The organism is Streptomyces sp. NPDC088746, assembly GCF_044751065.1.
Lineage (GTDB): Bacteria > Actinomycetota > Actinomycetes > Streptomycetales > Streptomycetaceae > Streptomyces.
In genome coordinates this window covers 182,029-195,770 of sequence record NZ_JBIVLA010000008.1, presented here as the reverse complement: position 1 = coordinate 195,770, position 13,742 = coordinate 182,029, and the positions used below count along the sequence as shown (strand labels likewise).

Genomic DNA, 13,742 nt, shown 5'->3' with positions numbered 1-13,742 from the left:
AGACTTCGTCCGGGGGGACCCCCAAGGGGCTGACTACGGCTCGGCCGCGCTATCTCGGGGGCAGGGGCGGTCGGCGCAGGTTCGGGGCCGTGTCGTAGGACGGGGGTGTGGACGCCGGGTGGGCGGCCAGGAGGTCCAGGGCGACCCTGACCGCGTCGTCCAGCACCGCGTGGCGGCCCTCCGCCCAGTCCAGCGGGGTGCGCAGGGCCTCCAGGTCGGGCTCGACGCCGTAGTTCTCGACGGACCAGCCGTACGTGTCGAACCAGGCCGCGTTCATCGGCACCGTGATCACCGTGCCGTCGCCGAGCTTGTGCCGGCCGGTCATCCCGACCACGCCGCCCCAGGTGCGCTGACCCACCACGGGCCCCGTCTTCAGCAGCCGGAACGCAGCCGTGATCATGTCCCCGTCGGAGGAGGTGGCCTCGTCGGCGAGGGCGACGACCGGCCCCCGGGGCGCGTTGGACGCGTAACTGACCGCCTGGGCGTTGCGGGTCAGGTCCCAGCCGAGGATGGTGCGGGTGAGCTTCTCGACGACCAGCTCGCTGATGTGTCCGCCCGCGTTGCCCCGTACGTCCACGATCAGTGCCGGGCGCGACACCTCGAGCCGCAGGTCGCGGTTGAACTGGGCCCAGCCGGAGCCGCCCATGTCGGGGATGTGCAGGTACCCGCACTTGCCGTGGCTCAACTCCCGTACGACCTCACGGCGTTTGGCCACCCAGTCCTGGTAGCGCAGTGGACGCTCGTCGACCAGGGGGACGATCGCGATACGCCGGGACCGGCCGCCGCACTCGCCGCCGGCCGGGCGGAACGTCAGCTCCACCGTGGTGCCGCCCGCAGCCGTCAGCAGCGGGTACGGCCCCGCCACCGGGTCGACCGGCCGGCCGTCGACATGGGTGAGGACGGCGCCCTCCCGGATCCCCGTACCGGCCAGCGGTGAGCGGGCCTTGGAGTCGGAGGAGTCGCCGGGCAGGACCCGCTGCACCGTCCAGTCGCCGTCCCGGCACACGAGGTTGGCCCCCAGCAGCCCGATCGCGCGCTGGTAGTGCGGGGGGCCCTCGTTGCGGCGGGCGGGCGAGACGTACGCGTGGGAGGTGCCCAGCTCGCCCAGGACCTCGCGCAGCAGGTCGGCGAACTCGTCGGGGGAGGCGACCCGTTCGACCAGCGGGCGGTACTGCTCCAGTACGCCGTCCCAGTCGATGCCGCACATGTCCGGTTCCCAGAAGTAGGCCCGGGTGATGCGCCCCGCCTCCCCGTACGCCTGGCGCCATTCGGCCGCCGGGTCGACGTCGTGCAGGATGCGGCGCAGGTCGAGGAAGACCGTAGTGTCGTTGTCGCCCGGCTCGTTGGACGGCACGGCGCGCAGCTCTCCGTCGTCCATGACGACCAGCCGCGTCGCGTCCCCGCTGACCGCGAACCAGTCCAGGTGGCCGACCAGTTCGGTCTTGCGGGCCTTGGCGATGTTGAAGTGTTCCAGCGTGGGACGGCCCGACATGTCCGCCGGGTTCGCGAAGGTCTCGCCCAGCGCGCCGGAGATCGGCCAGCGCAGCCAGACGAGGCCGCCGCCGCTGACCGGCTGGAGGCCCGAGTACTTCGACGCGGAGACGGGGAACGGGGTCACCCTGTTCTCCAGCCCCTCGAACTCCACCATGACCGTCGGCCCCTCGACCGTGCCCTCGGGGATGTCCACCGGGTCCAGGCCGCCCGCCGCGGGCCTGCCGTCGGGGAGCAGGGCGAAGGGGGACGGGGTGGCCGAGGTGAGGGGGACCAGATACGGGCGGCAGCCCAGGGGGAAGGAGAGGTCGCCGGTGTGGACGTCGTAGACCGGGTCGAATCCGCGCCAGGAGAGGAAGGCGAGATAGCGGCCGTCGCCCGTGAAGACGGGGTTCTCGTCCTCGAAGCGGCCGTTGGTGACATCGACTATCACCGGGGCGTCCGGGCCGGTGATCCGGGCCAGCTTGATCTGCCGCAGCGACCGTCCGACACCGGGGTGCGACCAGGTCAGCCAGTGTCCGTCGGGGGAGAACGCCAGATCGCGGACGGGGCCGTTCACGGAGCGGATGAGCTCGGTGACCCCGGCCCCGCTGTCCGTGAGCCCCACGTCCTTGGCGTCCGCCTCCACGAGGCTGCCTTCCACGCGCCCGCTCTCCAGGTCCTCGATGACCTCGACGACTTCGACGACCCCGGCCTCCGCCTCCTCCGCCGTGTCCAGCAGCAGCAGACGGCCGTCGTTCGACGCGATGGCCAGCCGTTCGCCCTCCGGGTCGGAGATCAGCTCGTGGACCCTGCCCAGCCGCCCGGCGGCCAGCCTGCGGGGCGGGCGGTCGCCGCTGGCCCGGGGGAGGTAGGCGATCTCGACCGCGTCCTCCCCCTCCGCGTCCGTGACGTACGCGACCTGGCCGCTGCTGCCGAGCATCTCCGGCAGCCGGACCCTCACCCCCGGGGTGTCGGCGATCGTACGGGCGGGGCCGTCGCGGTGGGTGAGCCAGTAGAGGCTGCCGCGCACGGAGACCGCGCTGGCCCGGCCCGTCTCGTCGACGGACAGCGAGTCGACGTGGCTGGACGCCGGCACCTGGTACGTACGCCGGCCCGTGCGGGGGCCTCCGAGCCGTACCTCCAGCTTCCGGGGCACCGCGTCCGGCGACTCCAGATCCTCGACCAGCCACAGATCGCCGGCGCACTGGTAGACGACCCTGCTGCCGTCGCTGGAGGCGTGCCGGGCGTAGAACGCGTCGTGGTCCGTGTGCCGGCGCAGGTCGCTGCCGTCCATCAGGCAGGAGTACAGATTGCCGACGCCCTCGTGGTCGGAGAGGAAGGCGATCCGGCGCCCGACGAACATCGGCGAGTCCAGGTGCCCGCCGATGTCCGGCAGCAGCCGCTCGCCGTGCAGCCACAGCCGGCCCATGGCGCCGCCCCGGTACCTCTTCCAGGCCGCCGGCTCGTGCGGCGGCTTCCCGGTGAGCAGCAGGGTGCGCCGCTCGCCGTCGATGTCGGCGACCGCGATGTCGGAGACCGGCCCCCAGGGGAGCTTGCCGCCGGGGCTTCCGTCGGTGGGGACGCTGTACGCCCAGGAGAAGTACGAGAACGGCTGGTTGTGCGAGGACACGGCGAGGATCTGGGACGAGTCCCCCGGATCGGGGCTCCAGCCGCAGACCCGGGCGTCGGTCGACCCCCAGTAGGTGAGTCTGCGGGCGGGCCCGCCGTCGACGGGGGCGAGGTGGATCTCTGGATCGAGCGTGCGCCAGGTCGTGTAGGCGATACGGCCTCCGTCGGGCGAGAAGCGCGGATGACTGACCCTGGTCCGGTCGACAGTCAGCCGCCACGCCCGGCCGGGCCGCTGCCCCGCCGGGGCGAGAGGAGCGACCCAGAGGTCGTCCTCCGCCGCGAAGCAGAGCAAGTCCTTGTGGAGGTGCGGGAAACGGAGATACGCGACGTCGTCACTCACCCTCCAATGCTTTCGGTGGGAAGGGCCCGCGGCAACTTGTGGTGCAGGACACAAGCGAAACTGTTTCGTTTCGCTTGGGCAGAGGAGTACCGTCAAGGTGTACGAAACAGTTTCGTTCCGTTAGTTGATCTTCGACTGACGTACGATCCAGCGGACGCGAGGAAGAGGAGGTCGACCCATGGCACGCAGCCGGCTCACGCCCGAACGCGAGAGCGAGCTGTACTCCGCCGTGCTCGATCTGCTCGGCGAGGTCGGCTATGAAGCCCTGACCATGGACGCCGTCGCCGCCCGCACCCATTCCAGCAAGGCCACCCTCTACCGCCAGTGGGGGAGCAAGGCCGAGCTGGTCGTCAAGGCGCTCCGGAACGACAAGCCGGTGCACCTTGCCGATGTCGACACCGGTTCGCTCCGCGGGGACTTCCTCTCCGTGATGTCGCGGACCGACGACTGTCAGATGGAGCGGAACTCCGCGCTGATGCGGGGTCTGAGCCATGCCGTGCACAACAATCCCGATCTCTTCCAGGCGCTGCGCGAGCTGATGATCGAGCCGGAGATGACCGGCCTCGGTGCGCTGCTCCAGCGGGCCGTGGACAGAGGCGAAGTGCGTGCGGACAATCCGGCGCTTTCCTATGTACCGCACATGATGATCGGCGCGTTCGCCGCTCGTGAGCTGGTCGAGGACCGGCCCGTCGATCAGGCCTTCCTCACCGACTACGCGGAAGCCGTGGTGTTCCCCGCCCTCGGCGTCTGACGTCCCCCTTTTCCCGTACGACCCGTCTCCCCGACGCTCCACCTGACACGCCGCTCTCGTCGTCGGGCTGGTTCCTCACGCCCTCTTCCACTCAACGACCTGACCGGGAGTACCCCTCCGTGGCTACATTCCTGTACAAACTGGGACGGCTCGCCTTTCGGCGCCGCCGTTACGTCGCCCTCATCTGGGTGGCTCTGCTGGCGCTGGCCGGATTCGGCGCCACCGCCGCGGCCACCGCCACCTCCAGCTCCTTCTCGATCCCCGGCACGGAGGCCCAGCGCGCCTTCGACCTGCTGGAGGAACGTTTCCCCGGAGGCAGCGCCGACGGCGCGACCGCCCGGGTCGTCTTCAAGGCGCCCGAAGGCGAGACCGTCACCGCGGCCGCCAACAAGGCCGAGATCCAGGACATCGTCGGCGAGCTGAAGTCCGGCTCGGACCAGATCGCCTCGGTCGCGGACCCGTACCAGGCGAACGCCGTCAGCAAGGACGGCTCCACCGCGTACATCTCCGTCTCCTACAAGGTGAGCTCCATGGAGCTCACCGACGGGACGCGTGAGGCTCTGGAGGACGCGGGCCACGACGCGCAGAGCAGCGGCATGAAGGTCGAGATCGGTGGTGACGCGCTCCAGGTGATGCCGGAGACGGGGGTCACCGAGATCATCGGCGTCGCCATCGCCGCCGTCGTCCTGGTCATCACCTTCGGCTCGCTGATCGCTGCCGGGCTGCCGCTGCTGACCGCCCTCATCGGGGTGGGCATCGGGGTCTCCACGATCACCGCACTCGCCAACGTCCTGGACCTGGGTTCCACCACCTCGACCCTCGCGATGATGATCGGTCTCGCGGTCGGCATCGACTACGCGCTCTTCATCGTCTCCCGCTACCGGGCCGAACTGGCCGAGGGCCGGGAGCGTGAGGAAGCGGCCGGGCGGGCCGTCGGAACGGCCGGGTCCGCGGTGGTCTTCGCGGGCCTCACCGTGGTCATCGCTCTCGTCGGCCTGGCGGTCGTGAACATTCCGATGCTGTCCAAGATGGGCTTCGCCGCCGCGGGCACCGTCGCCATCGCCGTCCTCATCGCGCTGACCCTCGTGCCGGCGATGCTGGGCTTCGCGGGCAAGCGGGTCATGGGGCGCAAGGCGCGCAAGGCCGCCGAGGCGGAGAACAGGCCCGAGGCGAAGCCGAACATGGGCACCCGCTGGGCACGGTTCGTGCTGCGCAGGCCGGTGTGGGTCCTGCTGGCCGGCGTCATCGGCCTCGGCGCCATCGCCGTACCGGCCGCCTCGCTGGAGATGGGTCTGCCGGACGAGGGCGCCCAGCCGAAGTCGACCACGCAGCGCCAGGCGTACGACATGCTCTCCGACGGCTTCGGCCCCGGGTTCAACGGTCCGCTGATGGTCGTCGTCGACACCAGGAACAGCTCCGACGGCAAGGCCGCGGTGAACAGGGTCTCCGACGAGATCGAGGGCTCCGGCGGCGTCGCCGCCGTCACCCCGGCCACCTTCAACAAGGCCGGCGACACCGCGACCATCACGGTCATCCCCAAGGACCGGCCGAGCTCCGTCGAGACGGAGAACGTGGTCCACGCCATCCGTGACGCGGGTGAGACCGTCAGGAGCGACACCGGTGCCGAGGTGCTGGTCACCGGCGCCACGGCCATGAACATCGACTTCTCGCAGAAGATGAACGACGCGCTGCTGCCCTACCTGGCGCTCGTCGTCGGCCTGGCGTTCCTGCTGCTGATGGTGGTCTTCCGCTCGATCCTCGTCCCGCTGAAGGCGGCCCTCGGCTTCCTGCTCTCGGTGGTCGCGGCTCTCGGTGCCGTCGTCGCGGTCTTCCAGTGGGGCTGGCTGGGATCGCTCTTCGGGGTCGAACAGACCGGTCCGATCATGAGCATGATGCCGATCTTCATGGTCGGTGTGGTCTTCGGCCTCGCGATGGACTACGAGGTCTTCCTGGTCACCCGGATGCGCGAGGCGTACGTCCACGGGGAGACGCCCGGGCAGGCGATCGTCACCGGCTTCAAGCACGGGGCCCGCGTGGTCGCGGCAGCCGCCGTGATCATGATGGCCGTCTTCGCCGGCTTCATCGGTTCCTCGGAGCAGATGATCAAGATGGTCGGCTTCTCGCTCGCCATCGCCGTCTTCTTCGACGCCTTCGTCGTGCGGATGGCCATCGTGCCGGCGGTGCTCGCCCTGCTGGGCAAGCGTGCCTGGTGGCTGCCGCGCTGGCTGGACCGTGTGCTGCCCAACGTGGACGTCGAGGGCGAGGGCCTGCGCAAGGACCTCTCCGAGGACGGCCCGGCCGAGGGCGGCGGGGAGCGGGAGCTGGTCCGCGTCTGACCCGCCCGAGACCCCGGGGCCCGCGTGTGAGCGGAGCGCGGCCCCGGAGCGCCGGTTACCTGTGGGGACGGGGGACCGGGGCGATGATGAGCCCCCGTGCACGCGGCACGGGGGCTCATCCCTGCTCAGGCGGGGGTGGTGGCGGCCGGAGGGCGCTTCGCCGCCTGGACGCGGGTCCGCGACAGGAAGCGGATGACGGGGGCGATGTCGAACTGGAGGACGGTGACACCGTCCGCCGCGTGCAGTTCCAGGATCAGCTGGGCACGGCCGCACGGCCATATCCGTACGTCGCCGTGGGTGACGGGGGAGCGCAGCCCGCGTTCCAGGAGGTCGAGGCCGAAGGCCCGGTCGGCGCCGCCGGGGAGCCGGACCTGGACGGTCCCCGGGCCCTCGGGGTCGTAGCGCAGTTCGACGGGGACCCGCCGGGGGTCCGGGCCGTCGGTGATGAGCCGGGCTCGGACGTGTTCTTGGATCACGAGGGACATGGCCGGCTCCTCCTGTGTGAAAATCTCTTCCCCTAATGTCCCATATATTCCCATTTGGGCATGTTGGGGGTTGGTGTAGTTGTCACCCCTGCGCTCTTGCGAACTATTTGCAACAGGGCACTATCATGGAGCGTTTCCCGACCCCGCCAGCAGTAACGCCCGAAGCGGAGCCACTCCATGCATGTACCCGACGGTTTCATCAACGCACCCGTCTCCGCCGTCGCAGGTGTCGTCGCCGCAGGCGCGGTCGCCGTCGGTCTCCGCGGTGCCCGGCGGGAACTGGACGAGCGCACCGCGCCGCTCGCCGGCCTCGTCGCCGCGTTCATCTTCGCCGTGCAGATGCTGAACTTCCCGGTCGCGGCCGGCACCAGCGGACACCTCCTGGGCGGGGCCCTGGCCGCGATCCTTGTCGGCCCCTACACGGGGCTGCTGTGCATAGCGGTCGTCCTGCTGATGCAGGGCATCCTCTTCGCCGACGGCGGCCTCACCGCGCTCGGCGTGAACATCACGGTGATGGGGGTCGTCACCACCGTCGTCGCCTACGCGCTCTTCCGCGGGCTGACCCGTGTGCTGCCCCGCACCCGCCGCTCGACGACCGCCGCCGCCTTCGTGGCCGCGCTCGTCTCGGTGCCCGCCGCCGCCGTCGCGTTCACCCTCATCTACGCGATCGGCGGCACCACCGACGTACCCATCGGCAAGGTGCTCACCGCGATGGTCGGCGTCCATGTCCTCATCGGCATCGGGGAGGCCGCGATCACCGCGCTGACCGTCGGTGCCGTGATCGCCGTGCGTCCCGACCTGGTGCACGGGGCGCGCGGACTCGCCGCCCCGCTCAAGCTCCGTGTCGACGGCGAACTCGTCGACGCACCGGCCGCACCTGCCCCCTCGCCCGCACCCGCGGCCGCCCGCTCCACGCGCGGGGTCTGGGCCGCCGGCCTGGTCGCCGCGCTCGTCCTCGCGGGCTTCGTCTCCTTCTACGCCTCCGCGAACCCCGACGGCCTGGAGAAGGTCGCCGCCGACAAGGGCATCGACGAGAAGGTCCAGGAACACGACGCGGCGGGCTCCCCGCTCGCCGACTACGGCGTCAAGGACATCGGCAACGCCCGCGTCTCCGGCGGCCTCGCCGGAGTGATCGGCGTCGGCGTCACCGTCGCCGTCGGCAGCGGCGTCTTCTGGGCCGTGCGCAGGCGCCGGGCGCCGGAGGCCACCGGGTCCCGCACCACCGAGTCCGTCTGACATGGGCGCAGGTCACGCGCACAAGCTCTACCGGCACGCGCACTCACCGGTCCACGCCCTGCCGCCGCACTGCAAGCTCGCCGCCGTCCTGTGCTTCGTCGTGGTCGTCGTCTCCACCCCGCGCGAGGCCGTCTGGGCCTTCGGCCTGTACGCCGTGCTGCTCGCCGCCGTCGCCGCCGTGGCCCGGATCCCCGCCGGGTTTCTGCTGAAGCGGCTGGTCATCGAGGTGCCGTTCGTGGCGTTCGCGCTGCTCATGCCGTTCGTGGTGCCGGGGGAGCAGACCGAGCTGCTCGGCGTCTCCGTCAGCGTCCCCGGCCTCTGGGGCGCCTGGAACGTCCTCGCGAAAGGCACCCTCGGCGTGGCCGCCTCGGTGATCCTCGCCTCGACCACCGAGCTGCGCTCCCTGCTGCTCGGCCTCCAGCGGCTCCGGCTGCCGCCGATGCTCGTCCAGATCGCGTCCTTCATGATCCGGTACGGCGACGTCATCACCGACGAGCTGCGCCGGATGTCGATCGCACGGCGCTCCCGGGGCTTCGAGGCGAGCGGGGTACGGCACTGGAGCGTCCTCGCCAAGACGGCGGGCGCCCTCTTCATCCGGTCCTACGAGCGCGGCGAGCGCGTCCACCTCGCGATGGTCAGCCGCGGCTACACCGGCACCATGCCGGTGATCGACGAGGTGACCGCCTCCCGCACCCAGTGGGCGCACGCCGCGACCCTCCCCGTGCTCGCCCTCGCCATATGTCTGCTGGGATGGACCGTATGAGCCTGCCCACCGCCCCCGCCCCGTCCCTCGAGGTCAGCGGCCTCGCCTACGCCTACCCCGACGGCCACCAGGCCCTCTTCGGCGTCGATCTGACCGTGGCCCGCGGTGAACGCGTGGCGCTGCTCGGCCCCAACGGCGCGGGCAAGACCACCCTCGTCCTCCACCTCAACGGCATCCTCGACGCGGGCGCCGGCACCGTCCGGGTCGCCGGGCTGCCCGTGCAGAAGCGGCACCTCGCCGAGATCCGCCGCCGCGTCGGCATCGTCTTCCAGGACCCCGACGACCAGCTCTTCATGCCGACCGTCCGCGAGGACGTCGCCTTCGGGCCCGCCGCGGCCGGACTGCGCGGCCCCGATCTGGAGGAGCGGGTCATGACCGCGCTCAGGCGGGTCGGCATGGAGGAGTACGCCGCGCGGCCCCCGCACCACCTCTCCTTCGGCCAGCGCCGCCGGGTCGCCGTCGCCACCGTCCTCGCCATGGAGCCCGAGATCCTCGTCCTGGACGAGCCCTCCTCCAACCTGGACCCGGCCTCCCGACGTGAACTCGCCGACATCCTGCGCTCCTTGGACGTCACCGTGCTGATGGTCACCCACGACCTGCCGTACGCCCTCGAACTCTGCCCGCGTGCCGTCATCCTCAGTGACGGGGTGATCGCCGCCGACGACCGCACGTACGACCTCCTGTGCGACGAAGACCTCATGCGCAGGCACCGGCTGGAGCTGCCGTTCGGCTTCGACCCGCGTTCCGTGTCCGTACCGCGTTCGTGAACAGGAGGTGACCCGCCACGCGTTCCACCTGCGGCGCGATGCACCATGGGGGGATGAGCGGGAGCGCGGTAGCAGGTGTGGACGTACGGGGCACGGTGGCGCCGGGATTCGAGGCGGTACGGGACGCTTTCGTCCGTAACTTCGAACAGCGCGGCGAACGGGGAGCGGCCGTGGCCCTCTACCACCACGGCCGCAAGGTCGTGGACCTGTGGGCCGGTACGAGAGACGTCGACGGCACCGAACCCTGGGCCGTGGACACCGTCCAGATCGTCCGCTCCGCCGGGAAGGGTGTCGCCGCCGCCGTGCCGCTGCTGCTGCACCAGCGCGGGCAGGTGGACCTCGACGCCCCCGTCGGCACGTACTGGCCGGAGTTCAAGGCGAACGGCAAGGAACGCGTCCTCGTACGCCACCTCCTGGCCCACCGGGCCGGGCTGGCCGCCCTCGACCGGGCGCTGACGCCCCAGGAGGCGGCGGACGGAACCACCGGAGCCGCGGCCGTCGCCGCCCAGCGGCCCCAGTGGGAGCCCGGCACCGACCACGGGTACCACGCCCAGACCTACAGCTGGCTCGTCGGCGAACTGGTGCGCAGGGTCACCGGGCGGACCATCGGCCGCTGGGTCGCGGAGGAGATCGCACGCCCGCTCGGCCTGGACTTCTGGTTCGGGCTCCCGGCCGACGAGGCGCACCGCATCGGGCGGATCGGCCCCGTCGAGCCCCCGCCTGCCGAGGGCAGCGGTGCTCTGCGCATGCGCCCCAAGCGTTCCGTCGTCGACGCCTACGCCGATCCGGCCTCGCTGACCCGCCGCGCCTTCGGAGCGATCGACCCCTTCCCCGACGAGAACGCCCCGGACTACCGCGCGGCGGAACTCCCCGCGTCCAACGGCGTCGCCACCGCGCGCGGGCTCGCCCGCTGCTACGCCGCGATGATCGGCCAGGTCGACGGAGAGCGGCTGTTCGCCCCCGCCACCCTCACCCTGGCCCGCACCGAGGAGTCCGCGGGGCCGGACCGTGTGCTGGTCGTCAGCACCCGCTTCGGCCTCGGCTACATGCTGCACGGCCCGGCGGCGCCGCTGCTCGGCCCGGGATCGTTCGGGCACCCCGGCCGCGGCGGTTCGCTGGGCTTCGCCGACCCCGAAACGGGAACAGCGCTCGGCTATGTGACGAACGGTCTGCAGAAGGGAGTTACCGCCGATCCCCGTGCCCAGGCACTGGTCCGGGCAGTACGGTCGGCGCTATGACTCCTCGCCTCGACGGATACGCCGCCCTCCTCACGGGCGCGGGACAAGGCATCGGGGCGGCCACCGCCCGCCGGCTCGCCTCCGAGGGGGCGGCCGTCCTCGTCACCGACCTGGACGCAGACCGCGCCGAGCGCACGGCGGCCGGGATACGCGCGACGGGCGGCACCGCCGAAGCCCTGGCCTGCGACGTGGGCGACCGGGCGGCGGTCGAGGCGGCGGTGGCCCACGCGGCCGCCGCCTTCGGGAGGCTCGACGTCCTGGTCAACAACGCCTACGCCGACCATGTGGACGCCCCGCTCTTCGAGGACGAGGCGGACGAGGTCTGGGCCCGCAGCCTCGACATCACCCTGACCGGCCCCTACCGCTGCTCCCGCGCCGCACTGCCGCACCTGGTGGCCTCCGGCCGGGGCTCCGTCGTCAACATCGGCTCGGTCAACGGCGAACAGGACTTCGGCGGTCACGCCTACAGCGCCGCGAAGGCGGGCCTGGCCAGCCTGACCCGGACCCTCGCCGGCCACGCCGGACCCCGCGGCGTCCGCGTCAACCTCGTCGCGCCAGGCACGGTCCGTACGGACGCCTGGGCGGGCCGCGAGGCCGAGCTGGAGCGGGCCGCCGCGCTCTACCCGCTGGGGCGGGTCGGCGAACCGAACGACATCGCGTCCGCCGTCGCCTTCCTCGTCTCCCCGGACGCGGCCTGGATCACCGGCACCACGCTGCGGGTCGACGGCGGCCTGCTCGCCGTCAACACGGCCTTCCGCGCGGCGATGGACGGGGACCGGGAAACCCGGTAGCCGGGGCCCCTGCCCGCTGCCTACCCTGCCCGGATGATCGACCACGGACTCATCGACCGGACCGGCCGGCGCGTCACCCTGCGCCCCGTCGACGACGCCAACTGGCGTGCGGTCGCCGACATCGCGCCCCTCGACGCCCAGCGCGCCCACGCTCCCGCGCTGGCCGCCCGCTATCTGCTGCTGACCCTGCGCGAGGACACCTGGCACTCGCTCGCGGTGTACGGGGACGAGGCCGTGACCGGACACGTGATGTGGGCCAGGGACGAGGACGGCTCGTACTGGATCGGCGGGATGCTCGTCGACGGCCCCGAACAGGGCCGGGGCGTCGGCCGCGCCGCCGTACGCACGCTGGCCGCGTGGCTGGCGGAGCAGGACGGCTGCGAGGTGCTCCGGCTCTCCTACGATCCCGTCAACACGGCGGCCGGACACCTCTACACCTCGCTCGGCTTCCGGCCCACGGGCGAGGAGGAGGACGGCGAGGTGGTCGTGGAGCTGGCGGCCTCGGCCGCGCGGTGACGTCCTGCCGGCCCGGACCGCTCAACTCGTGTGCAGCATCAGGCCGATGCCGACCACCATCAGCCCGGCCGCGGCGATCCTCGGAGCCCCGAACCGCTCCTTGAAGAACAGGGTCCCTATCGCGGCGCCCACGATGATCGAGGACTCGCGGAGCGCGGCGATCGGGGCGAGAGCCGCCTTCGTCTGCGCCCAGAGGACGAGACCGTACGCGGCGACCGACAGGGCGGCTCCCAGCAGCCCCCGCGCGGCGAACGGGGTGAGCTGGGGGAACAGTTCACCCCGGCGGCGCCAGAACGCGTAGGCGGGGATGGCGATCCCCTCCAGGATCATCAGCCAGGCGATGTAGCCGATCGGTGTTCCCGAGGCGCGCACCCCCACACCGTCGACCGTCGTGTAGCCGGCGATGGCCAGACCCGTCGCGAGGGCCGCCAGGATCGCCGGCCAGTGGGGGCGCTTGCCGGAGCCCCGGATGCCCCACAGCGCCAGCCCCACGAGCCCCGCCGAGGCCACGGCGACACCCGCCGTCGCCCAGCCGTCCGGGCGCTCCCCGACGAACACGGCGGCCAGGACCGTCACGACGAGCGGGGCCGTGCCCCGGGCGATCGGATACATCTGGCCGAAGTCGCCCAGGGTGAACGAGCGCATCAGCAGCAGCATGTACGCCACGTGCAGACCGGCGGAGACGAGCAGGTACGGCCAGGCGCCGGCGGCCGGGAGCGGGGCGAAGCAGGCCAGCACGAGCCCGATCAGCGCCCCGCCGCCGGAGATCAGGGTGAAGGACACCAACTGGTCACGTATGGCATGGGCGATGGCGTTCCAGCTGGCGTGCGTGATCGCGGCGGCCAGGACGGCCGCCGCCACCAGGGGGGTCACGCCGTGGCCTCCCGCACGTCCACCACCGTGCCGCCCGCGAGTTCGACCACGCTCCCGGGGTCGAGCGGGAAGACCGTGTGCGGGGTGCCCGCGGCCGCCCAGACCGTCGCGTGGTCCAGCAGGCCCCGGTCGGCCAGCACCCGGGTCTTCGTACGGTGCCCGAAGGGCGGGACCCCGCCGATCGCGTACCCGGTGGTCTCCCGGACCAGATCGGCTCCGGCCCGCTTGACCTTTCCGGCGCCGAGCTCGGCCCTCACGCGCTCGACGTCCACCCGGGACGAGCCGTCCATCAGGACCAGGACGGGCACACCGTCGGCCTCGAAGATCAGGGACTTGACGATCTGGCTGAGCTCGCAGCCGATTGCCGCGGCGGCCTCGACCGCGGTGCGCGTGGCGTCGGGGAAGCGGCGTACCTCGACGTCGAGGCCCAGCTCCCGCAGGGCTTCGGCGAACCGGGGGTGGGCATCGGACGAGGTCGTGGAGGGGGTGGTCCCGGAAGTGCTCATGGGCGCACGCTACTGAACGGCCCTGGGGGCGGACCACA

General features: G+C 71.9%; 12 protein-coding genes. 8 read left to right on the top strand and 4 right to left on the bottom strand.

Going from position 1 to position 13,742, the window contains the following annotated elements; all coding sequences use genetic code 11:
- Window positions 1-49 precede the first annotated feature (49 nt).
- The gene (locus ACIP63_RS30480; protein WP_401522005.1) at window positions 50-3,442 is read right to left on the bottom strand and encodes a S41 family peptidase; all 3,393 of its coding nucleotides are present in this window, start codon (window positions 3,440-3,442) and stop codon (window positions 50-52) included.
- 178 nt (window positions 3,443-3,620) lie between these two features.
- Here ACIP63_RS30480 and ACIP63_RS30475 point away from each other — a divergent pair, with 178 nt between their 5' ends.
- Window positions 3,621-4,193, top strand: coding sequence for a TetR/AcrR family transcriptional regulator (locus ACIP63_RS30475; RefSeq protein ID WP_401522003.1), 573 nt, complete (start codon window positions 3,621-3,623; stop codon window positions 4,191-4,193).
- A gap of 119 nt (window positions 4,194-4,312) precedes the next feature.
- Window positions 4,313-6,529: an MMPL family transporter gene (locus tag ACIP63_RS30470; protein ID WP_401522000.1), complete on the top strand. Its 2,217-nt coding sequence runs from the start codon at window positions 4,313-4,315 to the stop codon at window positions 6,527-6,529.
- 125 nt (window positions 6,530-6,654) lie between these two features.
- Here the strand turns inward: ACIP63_RS30470 and ACIP63_RS30465 are convergent, their stop codons facing one another.
- Complete coding sequence (locus ACIP63_RS30465) at window positions 6,655-7,014, bottom strand: SsgA family sporulation/cell division regulator (protein WP_401521998.1); 360 nt, start codon at window positions 7,012-7,014, stop codon at window positions 6,655-6,657.
- 177 nt (window positions 7,015-7,191) lie between these two features.
- On the opposite strand from ACIP63_RS30465, the gene ACIP63_RS30460 reads away from it, so the two are divergent.
- From ACIP63_RS30460 to ACIP63_RS30435, 6 genes are all read left to right on the top strand, one after another.
- Window positions 7,192-8,250 carry an energy-coupling factor ABC transporter permease gene (locus tag ACIP63_RS30460; protein ID WP_401521996.1) on the top strand — a complete coding sequence of 353 codons (1,059 nt, stop codon included), beginning with the start codon at window positions 7,192-7,194 and terminating at the stop codon, window positions 8,248-8,250.
- Between the two features lies 1 nt (window position 8,251).
- Window positions 8,252-9,013, top strand: a complete 762-nt coding sequence (gene cbiQ / locus ACIP63_RS30455; protein WP_401521994.1) for a cobalt ECF transporter T component CbiQ — start codon at window positions 8,252-8,254, stop codon at window positions 9,011-9,013.
- Window positions 9,010-9,780, top strand: a complete 771-nt coding sequence (locus tag ACIP63_RS30450) for an energy-coupling factor ABC transporter ATP-binding protein (protein WP_401521991.1) — start codon at window positions 9,010-9,012, stop codon at window positions 9,778-9,780. The genes cbiQ and ACIP63_RS30450 overlap by 4 nt, the downstream gene beginning before the upstream one ends.
- 77 nt (window positions 9,781-9,857) lie before the next feature.
- Window positions 9,858-11,018 (top strand): serine hydrolase domain-containing protein, encoded by a 1,161-nt coding sequence (locus tag ACIP63_RS30445; RefSeq protein ID WP_401522472.1) that lies wholly within the window; start codon window positions 9,858-9,860, stop codon window positions 11,016-11,018.
- Entirely contained in the window at window positions 11,015-11,809 is a 795-nt protein-coding gene (locus ACIP63_RS30440; RefSeq protein WP_401521987.1) for an SDR family NAD(P)-dependent oxidoreductase, read from the top strand. Before ACIP63_RS30445 ends, ACIP63_RS30440 begins: the two co-directional genes overlap by 4 nt.
- 33 nt (window positions 11,810-11,842) lie before the next feature.
- Entirely contained in the window at window positions 11,843-12,325 is a 483-nt protein-coding gene (locus tag ACIP63_RS30435; RefSeq protein WP_401521985.1) for a GNAT family N-acetyltransferase, read from the top strand.
- Between the two features lie 21 nt (window positions 12,326-12,346).
- Here the strand turns inward: ACIP63_RS30435 and ACIP63_RS30430 are convergent, their stop codons facing one another.
- Window positions 12,347-13,198 carry an EamA family transporter gene (locus ACIP63_RS30430; protein ID WP_401521983.1) on the bottom strand — a complete coding sequence of 284 codons (852 nt, stop codon included), beginning with the start codon at window positions 13,196-13,198 and terminating at the stop codon, window positions 12,347-12,349.
- Window positions 13,195-13,704 (bottom strand): YbaK/EbsC family protein, encoded by a 510-nt coding sequence (locus tag ACIP63_RS30425; protein WP_401521981.1) that lies wholly within the window; start codon window positions 13,702-13,704, stop codon window positions 13,195-13,197. The genes ACIP63_RS30430 and ACIP63_RS30425 overlap by 4 nt, the downstream gene beginning before the upstream one ends.
- Between the last annotated feature and the right edge of the window lie 38 nt (window positions 13,705-13,742).